This window comes from Streptomyces sp. NPDC002643, assembly GCF_053592555.1.
Window position 1 is genome coordinate 326,688 of sequence record NZ_JBSFVY010000004.1, and the last position, 17,669, is coordinate 344,356.

Genomic DNA, 17,669 nt, shown 5'->3' on the forward strand with positions numbered 1-17,669 from the left:
AGGCCGTCCGGAACGGATTTCCAAGCACCACGATGGGGATGCTAGAGTTTCACTCGTTGCAAGGGCCTGTGGCGCAGTCCGGTAGCGCACCTCGTTCGCATCGAGGGGGCCAGGGGTTCAAATCCCCTCAGGTCCACGCATCACTGTTCTTGGGTTAGCTCAGGAGTGGTTGACGAGATCCCGCCGATCTTCATGATCGGTCGGGATCTTTGTCGTTTCCGGGGGCCCGTCGGGCTTCCTGCTCGGTGGGTTGTCGAGAGGCCCTTCGAAGCAGTCCTCCGGAGACCGGGGTTGGGTCGAGGGTGGTGTCGGGGTTCTTGTGGTGTAGTAGCCAGTCGTCGAGGTCGAGGGCTGTTTCCAGTGGTTCCCTGGCCATGTGGGTCCGTAGGTGGGGCATCTCGCCGGTGGTTTCGGGGGAGAGGAGGTTCTCTCGGAAGGTGGTCTCGGGTATTGCGAAGCACGCTCGGGCGGTCTGGGGGGATATGTCCAGGGTGTCGCCTATGAGTTGCCAGTCGGCGCCGGCCATGCGCTCGAAGACGGCGGCGGCTTCGAGGAGTTGGTGGGCGGCCGCCAGCACTCGGGCGGCGTCGGCCAGTACGGTGCCCGGCGAGTGGGTGGTGCCGTCGGGGTTCAGTTCGTGTTGGCCGATCGGGACGGCGGCACGTGCGAGGTCGGACAGTTCGCATGCCTCGTAGGCCATGACCAGTCTCGCTCGTGCCGCGTCCGTGTACGGTGCGGTGGCTTCCGTGTCACCTTGGGGCATGTCAGTCGGCCTCCGCTCCCGGTGGTGGGGGATGGTCGCCGCGGCTTCCCGTGGGTCAGCCGCGTAGGAAGTACAGGACGGTCATGATCATGGCGGTGGTCAGGATGATGCCGCGCAGCAGTCGGGCGGGGAGGCGGCGGGCCAGGTGGGCTCCTGTCCAGCCGCCGAGTACCGCGCCGACCAGCATGGCGGTGAGGAGAAGGGGAGCGCTCCTCAGTGCGTCCGACGCGGTGAGGAACAGTGCGGTCGCGCTCAGGTAGATGGCCGCGAGCTGGGCGATCCGCATCGGGTTGCTGACCGCGGCGTCGAGGCCCAGGCCGATGCTCCATAGGGCCAGCATCATGATGCCTACGGCACCGCCGAAGTATCCGCCGTACACGGCGAGGAAGAACTGGCCGATCAGGACGGCTCGGGAACTCATGTCGGCCGGGCGGCCCAGCTTGCTGCTCAACGCCTGGGACAGGCGCCGTCCGAAGGCGAGGACCGCCGTGGCGAAGGCGAGCAGCCACGGTGCCGCCGCGTCGAACGACGATGCCGGAAGCGTCAGCAGCAGAACGGCGCCGACTCCGCCGCCGATCGCGCTGATTGCCGTCAATGCCTTCGTGGACGTGGGCCCGACCGGGGCGAGTTCGCGTCGGTACACCCACGCGCTCGCCACAGCGCCGGGGACGAGGGCGACGCGCGACACCGCGTTCGCCGTCACCGGTGACAGGCCGAACGCGACGAGAGCGGGCAGCGCCACGAACGTGCCCCCGCCGCCCATGGCGTTCAACACCCCGGCGGCGAGACCGGCCAGCAGGACGAACAGCAACTCGGACACACGCCGAGCATCGCCCCCGGAGCAGTGGGTCCACAATGCGTCATCGGTGTACCCAGCCTACGGCTGGGACATAGGCTGAGACGGTGCGCTACGACCTGGACGATCTGCGGCTCTTTCTTCACATCGTGACGGAGGGGTCGATCACGGCGGGCGCTCAGCGGATGCATCTGAGCCTGCCGTCGGCCAGCGCCAGGGTGCGCTCGCTGGAGAACAGTGCCGGTGTGGCGCTGCTGATCCGGGGTCGGCGCGGTGTGCGGCCCACGCCGGCGGGGGCGACCCTGGCTCGCCACGCACGCGACGTACTCGACCGCACCGCGCGGCTCGAAAGCGCCGTCGCGAGCTACACCCGGTCCCCGGCCACTCCGCTGACGCTGCTGGGTGGCGGCTCCGCGATGCATCGGCTCGTGCCGCGCGCCCTGGTCTCGTTCCTGCGCGCGCACCCGGACGTCGACGTCACGGTGACCGAGAGCCGTACCCCTCGAACGGTGCGGACGCTCGCCGACGGCGAGGCGGACCTGGGGGTCGTCCTCGACGACGAGGCTCGCGACTGCGGCCTGCGCATGGAGCCCCTCGGCGATGACTCCCTCGTCGTGATCGGCCAGGTGGGAGGGGTCCTCACCGGGCGGACCGCGCTGACCTACGGCGAGGCCGCCGAGCACCCCCTCGTCGGGCTCAACGCCGACTCCTCGCTGCGCCGTTGGATCGAGAAGCATCTCGGTCCACACGCTCCGGTGGTGCGCTACCGCACCACCGTCGCCAACCTCAACGTCCTCGTCGCCCTCGCCGCCGCCGGAGTCGGGCTCGCCGTCGTACCGCGCCGCGCCGTCGACCCCGACCAGCCGCTCGACGTGTGCGAACTGCGGGAGCCCTGGGCTCGACGCCGCCATCTGCTGGCTTGGGGGGTCAAGGGCGACGGCGGATCGACGGTCACCGCTTCGACGGCTACCTCATCGGCGGCCACCGAGGCGCTTGCCGAGCATTTGCGCGCTGCGGCACTGTCCGAGTCCGAAGCCCTCAGGCCGACTCCGGGGTCACGGTCGTCGGCGTTGGTGGTTCCGTGATCGCGTCGAAGTACGGCCAGCCGTCCAGTTCGACCGTGTGGGAGGTCGGGGACCGGTCCAGGGCCGGGGCCGCCGCGTCCAGGAGGCGGCGGACCGTGCCGGGCTCGTGGAGGTTGAGATAGGTGCGGTCCGGGAGGCGGACGAGGGCGCCGGAGTCGAAGTAGCAGTTCGAGATGACGCGGTTCTCCGCCGGGGAGAAGAGCAGGACCAGACGACGGCGTCCGGGGTCGCCCTCGCGGTACAGGGTCAGCTTCAGATGGCAGTGGGAGTAGGCCGCGCGGGAGCGCTGGCGGACCGTCCAGCGCCAGGTGGTGTCGCCCACGACCAGGCGGCGCAGACGGTGGTTCTTCGTCACCGGGACACCGTAGGCGGTCAACGGCGATGTGGGCGCGGGGTTTTACCGGCCCCGGCCCCGGCCCGGATCGGAGCGGTCGCGAAGCTCGAAGCGGCTACGCGAAGCTCACAGCGGCTTCGCGAAGCACAGGCTCAGTTCGTGGAAGCGGTAGTAGCCGAACTTGGCGCAGGGTTCGTAGCCGCTGGAGGTGTAGAGCGCCACGGCCTCGGGCTGCTTGGAGCCGGTCTCCAGGACCATCCGGGTACGGCCCGCCTGGCGCGCGTCCGACTCCAGTTCGGTCAGGATGCGGCGGGCCAGACCCCGGCCGCGCGCCTCCGGGATGACGTACATCCGCTTGATCTCGGCGTCCCCGTCCAGATAGCCCTCGTCGTTGGTGTCCTGGGCGCGCCAGCCGCCGGTGGCGAGCGGTCTGCCGTGCTCGTCGTACGCGATGAGGTAGAGACCGGCGGGTGGGACGAAGTGTGCCGGGTCCACGTGGGTGGCGTCGCCGCCGTCGCCGTAGCGGACGCCGTACTCGGCCTGCACCTCGTCGTTCAGCTTCACGGCGTCGGGGTGGTCGAAGGGCACGCGGCGGATGAGCATGCCGAGAATCGTACATTTGTGTGTTGGGGGTGGGCGGTGGCGTCCGGTGGGACGGGCGTGGTGTGATCTTCGTCCGATTCTGGACCGTGTCCAAGGTGCGGGTATCGTGCCCTGGTGCTGACTGTGACCTCTGTGAATGTGAACGGGCTGCGGGCCGCCGCGAAGAAGGGCTTCGTGGAGTGGCTCGGCGGGACCTCCGCGGATGTGATCTGTCTGCAGGAGGTGCGGGCCGAGCCGGAGCAGTTGCCCGAGGGGGTGCGGCAGCCCGACGGGTGGCATGTCGTGCATGCTCCGGCCGCCGCCAAGGGGCGTGCGGGGGTCTCGCTCTACAGCCGTCGTGAACCCGACCGGGTGCGGGTGGGGTTCGGCTCGGCCGAGTTCGACGGCAGTGGGCGGTATGTCGAGGCGGACCTGCCCGGGGTCACCGTCGCGAGCCTCTATCTGCCCTCCGGCGAGGTCGGGACCGAACGGCAGGACGAGAAGGTCCGGTTCATGGGGGAGTTCCTCGCCCACTTGAAGGGGCTGAGGGAGCGCGCCGCCGCCGAGGGGCGTGAGGTGGTCGTGTGCGGCGACTGGAACATCGCCCACCGCGAGGCCGACCTCAAGAACTGGCGCGGGAACGTCAAGAACTCCGGGTTCCTGCCCGAGGAGCGGGAGTGGCTCGGGCGGGTGTTCGACGAGGCGGAGGGGGCGTACGTGGATGTCATGCGCGCCCTGCATCCGGATGTCGAGGGGCCCTACACCTGGTGGTCCTATCGTGGGCGGGCCTTCGACAACGACAGCGGCTGGCGCATCGACTACCAGGTGGCCACGCGCGGACTCGCCGACAGGGCGGTCAAGGGGTTCGTGGAGCGGGCGGCCACGCATGCGGAGCGGTGGTCGGATCATGCGCCGGTGACGGTGGTCTACGACCTGTAGACGGTTACGGGTTTTACGGGCCCGGTTCCGGTTCTGGTTCCGGTTTCGGCTCCCGCGCCGGTGCCGGTGCTGATTCCCGCTCCGGTGCCGGTTCCGGTTCCGGGATTCCGGCTGTCCGTTCCGTCTCCCGCAGATGCCGGTCCAGTGCCATCGACACCTCCGCCTCCACCACGCTCTTCGCCAGGGGGCGCAGGCGTTGGAAGTCCTCCGGGGTGTTGTTGCCGTGGGTGTGGAGGAGGGTGGTGAAGAGGGTGGCCAGGGCTTCGGCGTGGTCGCGTACCCGGCGGGCCGCCGCGAGGACTTCGGACAGGGGGATGCCCTCGCGGACCAGGGCCGCCGAGACCTCCAGGAGGCGGCGGCTGATGTGGACGATCTCGCCGCCGTCGGTGGCGAGATAGCCGAGGTCCAGGGCGGCGGAGAGGTTCTCCGGGGTGGCCTGGTCGCCGAAGTGGTCGGCAAGGGCCTCGGGGGTGAGGCGTACGGGGGTTTCCTCGGTGGGGGCGCCGAGGCCCAGCAACTCGCCGACGTCGCGGCCGTGATCGAAGGCCTCGGCCAGTTCGGCGATGCCGTTCAGGGTGTGGCCGCGCTCCAGCAGCGCCGAGATCGTGCGCAGCCGGGCCAGATGGGTGTCGTCGTACCAGGCGATACGGCCCTCGCGGCGGGGCGGCGGGATCAGTTTGCGCTCCCGGTAGAAGCGCAGGGTGCGTACGGTGATGCCGGCCTTCCCGGCCAGCTCCTCCATGCGGTACTCGCGTCGCTCGCCGTGCGGCTGCGGTGCCCGCGTGCCTTCCGCCCGCGCGCCCTCCGCCTCCGCGCCCTCCGCCCGCGCGCTTGCCGCCCGTGCGCCCTCCGCCTGCGTGCCTTCGGTCGTCGCACCCTCTGCCGTCGCGCCTTCTGTCACCCGGGCAGCCTATGTCGTACCAGCGGTAACTCCAGTGTCCCCGACCCCTACCCACGCGTACGGTCCTGCCCTACTCTCCCACCACGCCAGTGATTACTGGCGTGGAAACGGTGTGGAGGTGCCGGATGGGCGAGCATGTGCGGGTCGCCGTCGTGGGGGCCGGGTTCGGGGGGCTCGGGGCCGCCGTGCGGTTGCGGCGCGAGGGTGTCACCGACTTCGTCGTGCTGGAGCGGGCCGGGTCCGTCGGCGGTACCTGGCGCGACAACGACTATCCGGGGTGCGCCTGCGATGTGCCGTCCCATCTCTACTCGTTCTCCTTCGCGCCCCACCCCGACTGGCCGCGCACCTTCTCCGGGCAGGAGCACATCCGGGCGTATCTGGAGCATGTCGCCGATGTCTTCCGGCTCCGGCCGCACATCCGTCTGGGCACCGAGGTGCTGGGGATGCGGTGGGACGGGGACCGGCTGAGGTGGGAGATCGAGACCAGTGGTGGGCGGTGGTCCGCCGACTTCGTCGTGTCGGCCACCGGGCCGCTGTCGGACCCCAGGGTTCCGGGGGAGGCGGAGGTGCCGGGGATCGGTTCGTTCCCCGGCAGGGTCTTTCACTCCGCCCGCTGGGACCACGGCTACGACCTGCGCGGCAAGCGGGTCGCGATGGTCGGTACGGGGGCCTCGGCCATCCAGATCGTGCCGGCGATCCAGCCCGAGGTGGGGCGGCTGACCCTCTTCCAGCGGACCCCGCCCTGGGTGCTGCCCCGCGTCGACCGGGACATCACCCGTGCGGAGCGGTGGCTGCACCGGCAGGTGCCCTTCACCACCCAGCTGCGGCGCGGGCTGCTCTGGGGCATCCGGGAGGCACAGGTCCAGGCGTTCACCAGGCATCCGGGCCAGCTCGGGGTCGTCGAGGCCCTGGCCGGGCGGCATCTGCGGCGGGCCGTCACGGACCCGGCGCTGCGTGCCGCGCTCACGCCCGACTACCGCATCGGCTGCAAGCGGATACTGCTGTCCAACACCTACTATCCGGCGCTGACCCGGCCGAACGTCGACGTCGTCGCCTCCGGGCTCGCCGAGGTCGACGGTTCCACGCTCGTCGCGGCCGACGGGAGCACCGCCGAGGCCGACGCGATCGTCTTCGGCACCGGGTTCCATGTCACCGACATGCCCATCGCCGACCGGGTCGTGGGCGTCGACGGGCGGACGCTCGCCGAGGCCTGGGCCGACACCGGTATGAGGTCGCTGCGCGGGGCCTCGGCCGCCGGGTTCCCCAACTGGATGACGGTCATCGGGCCCAACACCGGCCTCGGCAACTCCAGCATGATCCTGATCATCGAGTCCCAGCTCAACTACATGGCCGACTTCATACGGCAGTTGGACGTTCTGGGCGGGGGGCACCTCAAGGGGGGCGGCGGCTCGGACGGCGCGGGGCGGCGGGTCGCGCTCGACGCCCGGCCCGATGCCGTGGAGGCGTGGAACCGGCGGGTGCAGGAACGGATGAGGCGCACGGTGTGGAACACCGGCGGGTGCAGCAGCTGGTATCTCGACGCCGAGGGGCGGAACACCACCGTCTGGCCGGGCACGACCACCGAGTTCCGCGCGGCCACCAGGAGGGTCGACCTGAGTGAGTACGAGGTCCTGCGGGTAGCGCACGAGCGTACGGGAGACAACCGCGCAGCGGCGGTGGTGAAGGCGACGAAGGTGGAGGCCGGGACGTGACTCGACTGATGCATGTGAAGCACGGGCCCTACGCGCCGCCCGTCGCCGCGAGGGAGTTGGCGGCCGTCTCCGCCGACGGGGCGCGGCTGCATGTCGAGATGCACGGGCCGCTCGACGACCCGGACGCGCCCGTGGTGGTGCTGGTGCACGGATGGACCTGTTCGACCGCCTTCTGGGCGGCGCAGATACGTGAACTCGCCGTCGACCACCGGGTCATCGCCTACGACCAGCGCGGGCACGGCCGCAGTCCCGCCTCCCCCTCGGCCTCGTACGGTACGGAGGTGCTGGCCGACGATCTGGAGGCGGTGCTCGCGGCGACGCTCGCGCCCGGGGAGAAGGCGGTGCTGGTCGGGCACTCCATGGGTGGGATGACCCTGATGGCGGCGTCCGCGCGGGCCGGGGTCCAGAAGCACGCGGCGGCCGTACTGCTGTGCAGTACGGGCAGTTCACGGCTGGTCGCCGAGTCCCTGGTCGTGCCGGTGCCCGCCGGGCGGGCGCGGAACTGGCTGACGGCGAAGGTCCTCGGGGCGCGGGCGCCGCTCGGGCCGGTCACACCGGTCGCCCGGTGGATTCTCAAGTACGCGACCATGGGACCCGGTTCGTCGCCGGCCATGGTGGAGGCGTGTGCGCGGATCGTGCACGCCTGTCCCGCGCGGGTGCGCCACGCCTGGTCGCATGTCCTCGACTCCCTCGATCTCGACGGTGCCGTACGGGAGTTGACGGTGCCGACGGCGGTCGTCGTCGGGACGGCGGACCGGATGACACCGCCGGTGCACGCGCGGGCGCTGGCCGCCGCGCTGCCGGACTGTGTGAGCGTGACCGAGTTGACCGGGGTCGGGCACATGACGCCGGTGGAGGCGCCGGAGGCGGTCACCGCGCGGATTCGCTCGCTGGTGACGGCGTATGGGCGGGCGGAGGGCGAGGCGGTTGAGCGGGGCGAGCTTGACGGGATGGGCGAGTTGGAGGAGGCAGGGGCATGAGCGCGGGTGGCAGGGGTGGCAGGGGTAGTGCTCTGGAGGGGCGGGTCGCGGTGGTCACCGGGGGCGCGCGGGGTGTTGGGGAGCTGCTCGCCCGGAAGCTCTCCGTGCGTGGGGTGAAGGTCGCGTTGGTCGGGCTCGAAGCGGACGAGTTGAAGCGGGTGTCGGAGCGGCTGTACGGGGAGAGCACGTATTGGCACGCCGATGTCACCGACCATGAGGCCATGGCCCGGGTCGCCGAGGAGGTCAAGGAACGGTTCGGGCGGGTCGACATCGTCGTCGCCAACGCCGGGGTCGCGAGCGGGGGGCCCTTCGCGGACTCCGATCTCGACTCCTGGCGGCGGGTCGTCGAGGTCAATCTCATCGGATCGGCCGTCACCGGGCGGGTGTTCCTGCCCGCGCTGATCGAGAGCCGGGGGTATCTGCTGCAGATCGCCTCCCTCGCCGCGATCACCCCGGCGCCGATGATGACGGCGTACTGCGCGTCCAAGTCGGGCGTCGAGGCGTACGCGCACTGTCTGCGGGGCGAGGTCGGGCACAAGGGGGTGGGGGTCGGGGTGGCATATCTGTCGTGGACCGACACGGACATGGTGCGCGGGGCCGATCAGGACGATGCCATGCGGCAGTTGCGGCAGCGGTTGCCGTGGCCGGCGGGCAAGACGTATCCGCTGGGGCCGGCCGTGGATCGGATCGTCGCCGGGATCGAGCGGCGGGCGCCGCATGTGTACGGGCAGTGGTGGCTGCGGGGGATGCAGGGGGTGCGCGGGTATCTGCCGGGGATCATCGGGACGTTCGCTCCGCGTGATGTGCGGCGGTTCGAGGGGCGGTTGGGGGGCTTGACCGGGCTGGTGGGGGCCGGTGGGGCTGCCGATGAGCGTGAGCGGAGGGGCGGCGTCGGCGCCGGGGGCGGGGGTTGAACGGGGCAGTGACTGAACGTAACTGATCGACATGCGTGGCGTGTTCGGTCGTGTTTGGCTGGTCGTGCCCGAATCCCCTCACCCATTACGGGAGTGAACACATATGGGCATCAAGGACCAGTTCCAGGACAAGGCCGAACAGCTCAAGGAGCAGCAGGCCAAGCGGCGTCAGGAACAGCAGCGGGGGGCGCAGCGCGGGGGGCAGCGGGAGTCGCAGCCGTCGCGTGAGCCGCAGCCGTCGCGTGAGGCGCGACAGGGGCGTGAGGCTCGTGAATCGCGCGAGGCGCGTGAGTCTCGCGAGGCGCGTGAGTCTCGTGAGGCGCGTCAAGGGCGGGAGCGGGGGCGGCAGTCGGAGACTGAGCGGGAGATGCGGGAGGCGGAGGATCGCTTCCAGCAGGACTACGACATGTAGCGGGTGTAGCTGCCGCTGGCTTGGCCGGATGTGGGGTGCCCTTCTTGTGGAGGGCGCCCCACGTCCTTGCTTGCGTTGTGGGTTCGTTGTCGGGTGCGGGTGGGTGGGGGCTTGTCGCGCCCACGCGGCGGAGCCGCATATGTCACAGCCCCGCGCCCCTGAAAGATCGGGGCTGCGCCCCTTCTTTCAACCCCGCGTGCCCAAGCGGTCTACCGTGGCGGGAGTTTCGGGCGGGTGCGGTCCGGGGCTTCTCTGTAGTCCGGGGGCATGGCTGCCGGGGTGGACCGCAACAGGTCCAAGGCCAGGTGGACCGCGTCTGTCAGTTGGGCGTGGCGGCCTTCCGCCCAGTCCAGGGGGGTGCGGATGACTTCCACGTCCGGGGTGACTCCGCGGTTCTCGATCGACCAGCCGTACTCGTCGAACCAGGCCGCGTTCATCGGCACCGTGATGACCGTGCCGTCGCCCAGCTGATGGCGGCCGGTCATGCCGACCACGCCGCCCCAGGTGCGCAGGCCCACGACCGGGCCCAGGCCGAGGAGTTTGAAGGCCGCCGTGATCATGTCGCCGTCGGAGGCGGTCGCTTCGTCGGCGAGGGCCACGACCGGGCCTCGCGGGGCGTTCGAGGCGTACGACACCGGCTGGGCGTTGCGGGTGAGGTCCCAGCCCAGGATCGTGCGGGTCAGCTTCTCGATGACCAGCTCGCTGATGTGGCCGCCCGCGTTGCCGCGTACGTCGACGATCAGGGCGGGGCGGGAGACCTCCATGCGCAGGTCGCGGTTGAACTGGGCCCAGCCCGAGCCGCCCATGTCGGGGATGTGCAGATAGCCGCAGTGGCCGCCGCTCAACTCCCGTACGACAGCGCGGCGTTTGGCCACCCAGTCCTGGTAGCGCAGGGGGCGTTCGTCGATCAGGGGGACCACGGCGACCCGGCGGGCGCGGCCCTCGCCCTCCGCGTCAGAGGGGCCCGAAGGGCCTTCCTCGGAAGGGTGGTGGTGGGCGACGGGTTGGGCGAAGGTCAGCTCGACCGTCGAACCGCCCGCGCCCGCCAGCAACGGATACGGGCCCGTGGTCGGGTCCACCGGGCGGCCGTCCACGTGGGTCAGGACCGCGCCCTCCCTGATGCCCGTCCCGGCCAGCGGCGAGCGTGCCTTGGAGTCCGACGAGTCACCGGCGAGGATGCGGCGGACCACCCAACCCTCCTCCCGGTGGACGAAGTTGGCGCCCAGCAGGCCCTGGCGGCGCTGGTAGTGGGGCGGGCCCTCGTTGCGGCGGGCGGGGGACACATAGGCGTGGGAGGTGCCAAGCTCGCCGAGGACTTCGCGCAGGAGGTCCGCGAACTCGTCGGGTGAGGCCACCCGGTCGACCAGCGGGCGGTACTGGTCCAGGACGCCGTCCCAGTCGATGCCGCTCATCCTCGGGTCCCAGAAGTACGCGCGGATCAGCCGGCCGGCCTCCTCGTACGACTGGCGCCACTCGGCGGCCGGGTCGACCTCGTGGAGGATGCGGCGGAGGTCCATCCAGACCGTGGAGTCGCTGTCCCCGGGTTCCGTGGAGGGGACGGCGCGCAGGTCGCCCTCGTCGACGACGACCAGTCGTGAGCCGTCGCCGCTGATCGCGAACCAGTCCAGATGGCCGACCAGTTCGGACCTCTTCGCCTTGCTGATGTTGAAGTATTCGAGGGTCGGGCGGCCGGTCATGTCGTCCGGGCTGGCGAAGGTCTCGCCGAGCGCGCCGGAGATCGGCCAGCGCAGCCAGACCAGTCCGCCGCCCGCGACCGGGCACAGCGCCGAGTACTTGGACGCGGTGACGGGGAAGGGGGTGACCCGGTTCTCCAGGCCCTCGATCTCGACGGTCACCGTGCCGTCGGTGTCCTCGTCGGCGGTCGGGTCCATGCCACCGGCCACCGGGCGCCCGTCGGGATTGAGCGCGAAGGGAGAAGGGGTGGCCGACGACAGCGGCACCAGGTAAGGCCTGCAGCCCAGTGGGAAGGAGAGATCGCCGGTGTGGACGTCGTACACCGGGTCGAAGCCTCGCCAGGAGAGGAAGGCCAGATAGCGGCCGTCGCGGGTGAAGACCGGGTTCTCGTCCTCGAAGCGGCCGTTGGTGACGTCGACGATCAGACGGTCCTTGATACGGGCCATCTTGATCTGGCGGAGGCTGCGGCCGATGCCGGGGTGGGACCAGGTCAGCCAGGCGCCGTCCGGGGAGAAGGCGAGGTCGCGGACGGGGCCGTTGAGGGAGGTGATCAGTTCGGTGACCTCGCCGCCCGAGTCCTCGGTGCCCGCGGCGGTAGCCGCTCCGTCGGACACGGTCAGGAGGAGCAGTCGGCCGTCGTTGGAGGCGATGGCGAGGCGTTCGCCGCGTGGGTCGGACACCTGTTCAAGGACGCGGCCCAGATCGCCGGAAGCGAGTCGGCGGGGCTCGCGGTCGCCGGTGGCCCGGGGGAGAGAGGCGATCTCGATCGCGTCCTCGCCCTCCGCGTCGGTCACATAGGCCACCTGCCCGTTCGAGCCGAGCATCTCGGGGAGCCGGACGCGTACGCCGGGGGTGTCGGTGATGGTGCGGGCGGGGCCGTCGCGATGGGTGAGCCAGTACAGGCTGCCGCGTACGACGACCGCGCTGGCGCGGCCCGTGTCGTCGACCGAGAGGCCGTCGACATGCTGCGCGGCCGGGACCTGGTACGGGCGCCGGCCGGTGCGCGGGCCCGCGAGGCGTACGGCGAGGCGGCGGGGGAGGGAGTCGGGGGCCAGGTCGTCCACGATCCACAGGTCGCCCGCGCACTGGTACACCACCCGGGTGCCGTCGCTGGCGGCGTGCCGGGCGTAGAAGGCGTCGTGGTCGGTGTGCCGGCGCAGATCGGAGCCGTCGTAGGCGCAGGAGTAGAGGTTGCCGACCCCCTCGTGGTCGGAGAGGAAGGCGATCCGGCCGCCGACGAACAGGGGGGAGTGGAGGTGACCGCCGATGCCTTCGAGGAGTCGTTCGCCGTGCAGCCAGAGGCGGCCCATGGCCCCGCCCCGGTAGCGCTTCCAGGACGCCGGTTCGTGCGGGGGCGTGCCGGTGAGCAGCAGGGTCTTGCGCTCGCCGTCGATCTCGGCCATCTGGAGGTCGGAGACCGGGCCCCACGGCAGTTTGCGGCCGGGGTCGCCGTCGGGGCGGAGCTTGTACGCCCAGGTGAAGTACGAGAAGGGCTCGCCGTGCGAGGCGACGGCCAGGATGTCCGAGTGGCCCTGCTCGTCGGGCGGGGTCCAGCCGCAGACCTCGGTGTCGGGGCTGCCCCAGTAGGTGAGCCGCCGGGCCGGACGGCCGCCGTCCACCGGCGTCAGATGGATCTCGGGCACGATGCTGCGCCAGCTCGTGTACGCGATATGGCGTCCGTCGGGCGAGAAACGCGGGGTCGCGACCTTCGTACGGTCGGCCGTGAGCCGCCAGGCGCGCTCAGAGCCGTCGAGCGGGGCCAGCCAGAGATCGTCCTCGGCGACGAAGCAGAGGCGGTCGCCGCTGAGGTGGGGGAAGCGGAGGTAGCCGGGGGTGGGCCTGTCGTCGGCCGCCTCGTGGGTCTCGCGGTGGTGGGTCTCGCTCACCTCCCCATGCTTTTCCGGGTGGAGGGACGCGGCAACTTATGACTTTTCAGGATGTAAGGGTGGGGTGACTCGCCGTTCCGGGACGCTCGTGACCCAGGACACGTACGAAACGGTTTCGTTTCGCAGGTTCTCAGGGTATCTTCATGAGCGTACGAAACCGTTTCGTTCGGGAGTCGGTATGGGCAGCCTCTGTCGTGGGTATCGAGTCCGTGGGTCGCATGGCCCGCGACCGGTAGCCTTGTCGTCTCGAACGTGCAGCCGGAGTAACCGGAGTAAGGGGAGTGGGATGACTGGGACCACGACGGTGCGCCGCAGTCGACTCACGCCCGAGCGCGAGGCCGAGCTGTACGCGGCCGTGCTCGATCTCCTCCGGGAGGTCGGCTACGACGCCCTCACCATGGACGCCGTGGCCGCGCGCACCCGGTCGAGCAAGGCCACCCTCTACCGCCAGTGGGGCGGCAAGGCCGAGCTGGTGGCGAAGGCGATGTGGGCCAGTCAGCCGGGCTGTATCGCGGACGTCGACACCGGGACCCTCCGCGGCGATCTGCACGCCCTCACCAGTCGTGAGGACGACGGCACCATCGAACAGAACGCCCAGCTGATGCGGGGCCTGTTCATGGCGGTGCACTCGAATCCCGACCTTCTGGCGGCGTTCCGGAAGCATCTGGTCGACCCGGAGATGGACGACTTCAAACGGGTTGTTCAGCGGGCGGTCGACCGAGGCGAGGTCCAGGCGGACAACCCGGCGATCGGCTATGTCATCCATATGATGCTGGGCGCCTTCGTCACGCGGACACTCCTGGAGGACTGTCCGCCGACCAAGGACTACCTCCGTTCGTACATCGACGCCGTGGTCCTCCCTGCCCTCGGTGTGTCCATCACCCACCACTGACCGCTGACGCGTCCGGCACCCGCCGGTTCCGTTAGCGCCCCCGGTTCCACCGTTTCCTGACGCGACCCCTCCCCCAGCTTTCGGCTTCGCTCAAGCCGGGGGGACTCCCATCGTCGTCGGGCCGATCATCCCCGCCCCTGTCCCCGCACGGGCACCCCCATGCCTCGTCCACGGGCTCTCCCCTGCCCGCACCCACGTGGCTTCGCCATGCCCCCGCACGGGCTGATCAGTCCTGTCCTCCGCACGTCCACGACGTCCATGACCTGAACGGAAGTACCACCCGTGGCCACATTCCTCTACAGACTGGGCCGGCTGTCCTTCCGGCGACGACACTTCGTCGCCCTGATCTGGGTCGCGCTGCTGGTGCTCGCAGGCGCCGGCGCCGCCTCCGCGCCCTCCCCGGGCGCGACCTCCTTCTCCATCCCCGGCACCGAGGCCCAGAAGGCCTTCGACCTGCTGGACGAACGCTTCCCCGGCATGACCGCCGACGGCGCCACCGCGCGTGTCGTCTTCAAGGCGCCGGGCGGGGAGAAGATGACGGACGCCGACAACAAGGCGACCGTCGAGAAGACCGTCAAGGAACTGGCCGACGGGTCCGACGAGGTCGCCTCCGTCGCCGACCCGTACCAGGCCAACGCCATCAGCCAGGACGGCACGGTCGCGTACGCGTCGGTGTCGTACAAGGTCACCGGTTTCGAGCTGGAGGACAGCACCCGGGACGCCCTGGAAGAGGCCGCGCAGAACGCGCGGGACGCCGGGCTGACCGTCGAGGTCGGCGGTGACGCTCTCCAGGCGCCCTCGGAGATGGGGGTGGGCGAGATCATCGGCCTCGCCATCGCCGCGGTCGTTCTCCTCATCACCCTCGGCTCGCTGGTCGCGGCCGGGCTGCCGCTGCTGACCGCGATCATCGGCGTGGGTATCGGCGTCTCCGTCATCCTCGCCCTCGCCAGCACCCTGGAGATGAACTCGACCACATCCACCCTGGCGGTGATGATCGGACTCGCGGTCGGCATCGACTACGCGCTGTTCATCGTCTCCCGCTACCGGGCCGAGCTGGCCGAGGGCCGCGAGCGCGAGGAGGCGGTCGGCCGGGCCACCGGCACGGCGGGCTCCGCGGTGGTCTTCGCCGGCCTGACGGTCGTGATCGCCCTGGCCGGCCTCTCGGTCGTCAACGTTCCGATGCTGACCAAGATGGGCCTCGCGGCGGCGGGCACGGTCGTCGTCGCCGTCCTGATCGCGCTGACCATGATCCCGGCGCTGCTCGGCTACGCGGGCGGGAAGGTCCAGCCGGCGGGCGAGAAGAGCAAGCTGTTCGGCCGCCGCAAGAAGGCCACGGAGGGTTCGGAGGCCGCGGAGGCCGCGGAGGCCGCGGAGGCCGCGGCGGCGAAGCCCAACATGGGCACCCGCTGGGCGAGCTTCGTCATCCGACGGCCCCTCGCCGTCCTGGTCCTCGGCGTCGTCGGCCTGGGCACCCTCGCGATCCCGGTCACCTCGATGGAACTGGGTCTGCCCGACGACGGCACGCAGCCGACCTCCACCACGCAGCGCCGCGCCTACGACGTCCTGTCGGAGGGCTTCGGCCCCGGCTTCAACGGCCCGCTCATGCTGGTGGGCGACGCCAAGGGCGCCGACGACCCGAAGGCGGCCGCCACGACGGCGGCCGACAAGATCAAGGGCCTGAAGGGCGTCGCGGCGGTGGCCCCGGCGCAGTTCAACGAGGCCGGGGACACCTTCATCATCACCGTCATCCCGGACTCCAAGCCCGCCTCGACGCAGACCGAGGACCTGGTCCATGCCATCCGTGACGTCGGCGCGGACATCAAGGCCGACACGGACGCGGAGATCCTCGTCACCGGCCAGACGGCCATGCAGATCGACTTCTCACAGAAGATGAACGACGCGCTCGTCCCCTACCTGGCTCTCGTCGTCGGCCTGGCCTTCCTCCTCCTCATCCTGGTGTTCCGCTCGATCCTGGTCCCCCTGAAGGCGGCCCTCGGCTTCCTGCTGAGCGTGCTCGCCGCGCTGGGCGCCGTCGTCGCGGTCTTCCAGTGGGGCTGGCTGTCCGGTCTGCTGGGCGTCGAGGAGACCGGGCCGATCATGTCGATGATGCCGATCTTCCTCGTCGGCGTGGTCTTCGGTCTGGCGATGGACTACGAGGTCTTCCTCGTGACCCGGATGCGCGAGGCATACGTCCACGGGGAGCAGCCCAGCCAGGCCGTGGTGACCGGGTTCAAGCACGGGGCCCGGGTGGTCACGGCAGCGGCGATCATCATGATGGCCGTCTTCGCGGGCTTCATCACCTCCAGCGAGTCGATGGTCAAGATGATCGGCTTCGGCCTCGCGATCGCCGTCTTCTTCGACGCGTTCGTCGTCCGCATGGCCATCGTCCCGGCGGTGCTCGCCCTGCTGGGCAAGAGTGCCTGGTGGCTGCCGAAGTGGCTGGACCGGGTCCTGCCGAACGTCGATGTCGAGGGCGAGGGCCTGCGCACGCTGGACGACGCGGATGCCTCCGGCAACGGTGACGGCAAGGGCGGGCCCAAGGGGTCCGACGAGGACCGGGAGTTGGTGCGGGCGTGAGATGAGCCGGAGCCGGCGCGGGCGGGACGCAACCGAGCGGTACGCGTCCCACGCGCCGGCCTCCGAACAGGACCGCCGGTGAGGGCCCGTGGGGACGGGAGCCCTCACCGGCTCCTGTCTGCGCCAAGCCGCTCCGGGTCGTCAGCCGACGTGGGAGAAGAAGGTCTCCCCGCGGATGGCGATGACGCATGTCCTGCTGGAGTACGCCCGCCACAACGGCCACGCGGACTTCTTGAGGGAGGGGGTGGACGGGACGGTCGGGGCGTGAGTAGGAAGTACTCATGACTGGACTCGGTGCTGTCTTCCGCCCCCAACTGCCCCCGGAGCGACTGCGGGAGATCGCCCGCCTGGCCGATGAGACGGGGCTGGAGGAGCTGTGGCTCTGGGAGGACTGCTTCCGTGAGGGCGGTATCTCGGCGGCGTCGGCGGCCCTCGCCTGGACGGAACGCGTACGAGTGGGCGTCGGCCTGCTGCCGGTCCCCCTCCGGAACGTCGCCGTCACGGCGATGGAGCTGGCCACGCTGCACCGCCTGTTCCCGGGCCGCGCGACCGTCGGCCTGGGCCATGGCGTACAGGACTGGATGGGCCAGGTGGGCGCCCGGGCCGAGTCCCCTCTCACCCTTCTCCGGGAACACCTGGACGCGACTCGGGCACTGCTGCGAGGGGAGCGGATCACGACGGACGGCCGTTACGTCAGGCTGACCGACGTCGCCCTGGACTGGCCGCCGGAGCCGGACGTACGACTCCTCGCCGGAGCGACCGGCCCACGCACCCTCCGTCTGTCGGGAGAGGCGGCCGACGGCACGATCCTCACCGCCGGGACCCCGCCCGAGGGCGTCCGCCGGGCACGCCGACTGATCGACGAGGGCCGGGAGTCGGCGGGCCGCACCGACCCCCACGAGATCGTCGTGTACCTCCTCACGGCCACCGGCCCGGACGCCGCCCCCCGCCTGCGCGCCGAACTGACCGCCGAGGGCCTGGAATCCGTCCCCGACCTGGGGGTCGCCGGAGACGCCGGCGCGGTGGCGAAGGCCGTGGAACGCCTGGCGGAGGCCGGCGCCGACAGGGTGATCCTCCAGCCGACGGGCGACGAGCCCGACCCGGAGGGATTCATCCGCTTCGCGGCGGAGGAGGTACGGCCACTGGTGCCGTAGCGGCCGGAAGGCAGCCGCTGGGGTCACGCTTGGGGAACCCTTGGTTC

Annotated in this window: 15 protein-coding genes, 1 tRNA gene and 1 pseudogene; 11 read left to right on the forward strand and 6 right to left on the reverse strand. The window is 70.8% G+C overall.

Features of this window, described 5'->3' with window-relative positions; translation table 11 throughout:
• The first annotated feature begins 62 nt into the window (after positions 1–62).
• Positions 63–136: transfer RNA gene (locus tag ACWD4G_RS08405), tRNA-Ala, on the forward strand.
• A 54-nt stretch (positions 137–190) separates the two neighbouring features.
• On the opposite strand, the gene ACWD4G_RS08410 is transcribed toward ACWD4G_RS08405, so the two are convergent.
• A complete protein-coding gene (locus ACWD4G_RS08410) occupies positions 191–763 on the reverse strand; it encodes a hypothetical protein (RefSeq protein ID WP_451291473.1) in 573 nt (190 codons plus the stop codon).
• 55 nt (positions 764–818) lie between these two features.
• Complete coding sequence (locus ACWD4G_RS08415) at positions 819–1,583, reverse strand: sulfite exporter TauE/SafE family protein (protein WP_451291475.1); 765 nt, start codon at positions 1,581–1,583, stop codon at positions 819–821.
• An 83-nt stretch (positions 1,584–1,666) separates the two neighbouring features.
• Here ACWD4G_RS08415 and ACWD4G_RS08420 point away from each other — a divergent pair, with 83 nt between their 5' ends.
• A complete protein-coding gene (locus ACWD4G_RS08420) occupies positions 1,667–2,644 on the forward strand; it encodes a LysR family transcriptional regulator (RefSeq protein ID WP_451291477.1) in 978 nt (325 codons plus the stop codon).
• Here the strand turns inward: ACWD4G_RS08420 and ACWD4G_RS08425 are convergent.
• Positions 2,598–2,999, reverse strand: a complete 402-nt coding sequence (locus ACWD4G_RS08425; protein WP_451291479.1) for a hypothetical protein — start codon at positions 2,997–2,999, stop codon at positions 2,598–2,600. The two genes, ACWD4G_RS08420 and ACWD4G_RS08425, sit on opposite strands and share 47 nt — an antisense overlap.
• A 105-nt stretch (positions 3,000–3,104) precedes the next feature.
• Positions 3,105–3,581 carry a GNAT family N-acetyltransferase gene (locus ACWD4G_RS08430; RefSeq protein WP_451291481.1) on the reverse strand — a complete coding sequence of 159 codons (477 nt, stop codon included), beginning with the start codon at positions 3,579–3,581 and terminating at the stop codon, positions 3,105–3,107.
• Between the two features lie 123 nt (positions 3,582–3,704).
• Between ACWD4G_RS08430 and ACWD4G_RS08435 the strand changes: the two genes are divergently transcribed.
• The gene (locus ACWD4G_RS08435) at positions 3,705–4,499 is read left to right on the forward strand and encodes an exodeoxyribonuclease III (RefSeq protein ID WP_451291697.1); all 795 of its coding nucleotides are present in this window, start codon (positions 3,705–3,707) and stop codon (positions 4,497–4,499) included.
• A gap of 13 nt (positions 4,500–4,512) precedes the next feature.
• On the opposite strand, the gene ACWD4G_RS08440 is transcribed toward ACWD4G_RS08435, so the two are convergent.
• Positions 4,513–5,241: a MerR family transcriptional regulator gene (locus ACWD4G_RS08440; protein ID WP_451291699.1), complete on the reverse strand. Its 729-nt coding sequence runs from the start codon at positions 5,239–5,241 to the stop codon at positions 4,513–4,515.
• Positions 5,242–5,525: 284 nt separating this feature from the next.
• On the opposite strand from ACWD4G_RS08440, the gene ACWD4G_RS08445 reads away from it, so the two are divergent.
• The 4 genes from ACWD4G_RS08445 to ACWD4G_RS08460 all read left to right on the forward strand — a co-directional run bounded on the left by ACWD4G_RS08445 (position 5,526) and on the right by ACWD4G_RS08460 (position 9,418).
• Complete coding sequence (locus ACWD4G_RS08445) at positions 5,526–7,112, forward strand: flavin-containing monooxygenase (protein ID WP_451291482.1); 1,587 nt, start codon at positions 5,526–5,528, stop codon at positions 7,110–7,112.
• A complete protein-coding gene (locus ACWD4G_RS08450) occupies positions 7,109–8,092 on the forward strand; it encodes an alpha/beta fold hydrolase (RefSeq protein WP_451291484.1) in 984 nt (327 codons plus the stop codon). Before ACWD4G_RS08445 ends, ACWD4G_RS08450 begins: the two co-directional genes overlap by 4 nt.
• The gene (locus ACWD4G_RS08455) at positions 8,089–9,006 is read left to right on the forward strand and encodes an SDR family oxidoreductase (RefSeq protein ID WP_451291485.1); all 918 of its coding nucleotides are present in this window, start codon (positions 8,089–8,091) and stop codon (positions 9,004–9,006) included. The genes ACWD4G_RS08450 and ACWD4G_RS08455 overlap by 4 nt, the downstream gene beginning before the upstream one ends.
• Before the next feature lie 103 nt (positions 9,007–9,109).
• Positions 9,110–9,418, forward strand: a complete 309-nt coding sequence (locus ACWD4G_RS08460) for a hypothetical protein (protein WP_451291487.1) — start codon at positions 9,110–9,112, stop codon at positions 9,416–9,418.
• A 209-nt stretch (positions 9,419–9,627) separates the two neighbouring features.
• Here the strand turns inward: ACWD4G_RS08460 and ACWD4G_RS08465 are convergent, their stop codons facing one another.
• Positions 9,628–12,999, reverse strand: coding sequence for a S41 family peptidase (locus tag ACWD4G_RS08465; RefSeq protein WP_451291489.1), 3,372 nt, complete (start codon positions 12,997–12,999; stop codon positions 9,628–9,630).
• Between the two features lie 286 nt (positions 13,000–13,285).
• Between ACWD4G_RS08465 and ACWD4G_RS08470 the strand changes: the two genes are divergently transcribed.
• From ACWD4G_RS08470 to ACWD4G_RS08485, 4 genes and pseudogenes are all read left to right on the forward strand, one after another.
• Positions 13,286–13,891, forward strand: a complete 606-nt coding sequence (locus tag ACWD4G_RS08470; RefSeq protein WP_451291491.1) for a TetR/AcrR family transcriptional regulator — start codon at positions 13,286–13,288, stop codon at positions 13,889–13,891.
• A 282-nt stretch (positions 13,892–14,173) separates the two neighbouring features.
• Complete coding sequence (locus tag ACWD4G_RS08475; protein ID WP_451291493.1) at positions 14,174–16,468, forward strand: MMPL family transporter; 2,295 nt, start codon at positions 14,174–14,176, stop codon at positions 16,466–16,468.
• A gap of 136 nt (positions 16,469–16,604) precedes the next feature.
• Positions 16,605–16,736, forward strand: a pseudogene (locus ACWD4G_RS08480) (mycothiol transferase); the annotation flags it as partial.
• Between the two features lie 13 nt (positions 16,737–16,749).
• A complete protein-coding gene (locus ACWD4G_RS08485) occupies positions 16,750–17,622 on the forward strand; it encodes an LLM class flavin-dependent oxidoreductase (RefSeq protein ID WP_451291495.1) in 873 nt (290 codons plus the stop codon).
• Positions 17,623–17,669 lie beyond the last annotated feature (47 nt).

Coding starts and splice junctions, on each gene's coding strand:
- ACWD4G_RS08410 (WP_451291473.1), bottom strand. CDS start 763: ATGCCCCAAGGTGACACGGAAGCCACCGCACCGTACACGGACGCGGCA.
- ACWD4G_RS08430 (WP_451291481.1), bottom strand. CDS start 3,581: ATGCTCATCCGCCGCGTGCCCTTCGACCACCCCGACGCCGTGAAGCTG.
- ACWD4G_RS08440 (WP_451291699.1), bottom strand. CDS start 5,241: ATGGAGGAGCTGGCCGGGAAGGCCGGCATCACCGTACGCACCCTGCGC.
- ACWD4G_RS08445 (WP_451291482.1), top strand. CDS start 5,526: ATGGGCGAGCATGTGCGGGTCGCCGTCGTGGGGGCCGGGTTCGGGGGG.
- ACWD4G_RS08455 (WP_451291485.1), top strand. CDS start 8,089: ATGAGCGCGGGTGGCAGGGGTGGCAGGGGTAGTGCTCTGGAGGGGCGG.
- ACWD4G_RS08460 (WP_451291487.1), top strand. CDS start 9,110: ATGGGCATCAAGGACCAGTTCCAGGACAAGGCCGAACAGCTCAAGGAG.
- ACWD4G_RS08470 (WP_451291491.1), top strand. CDS start 13,286: ATGACTGGGACCACGACGGTGCGCCGCAGTCGACTCACGCCCGAGCGC.
- ACWD4G_RS08485 (WP_451291495.1), top strand. CDS start 16,750: ATGACTGGACTCGGTGCTGTCTTCCGCCCCCAACTGCCCCCGGAGCGA.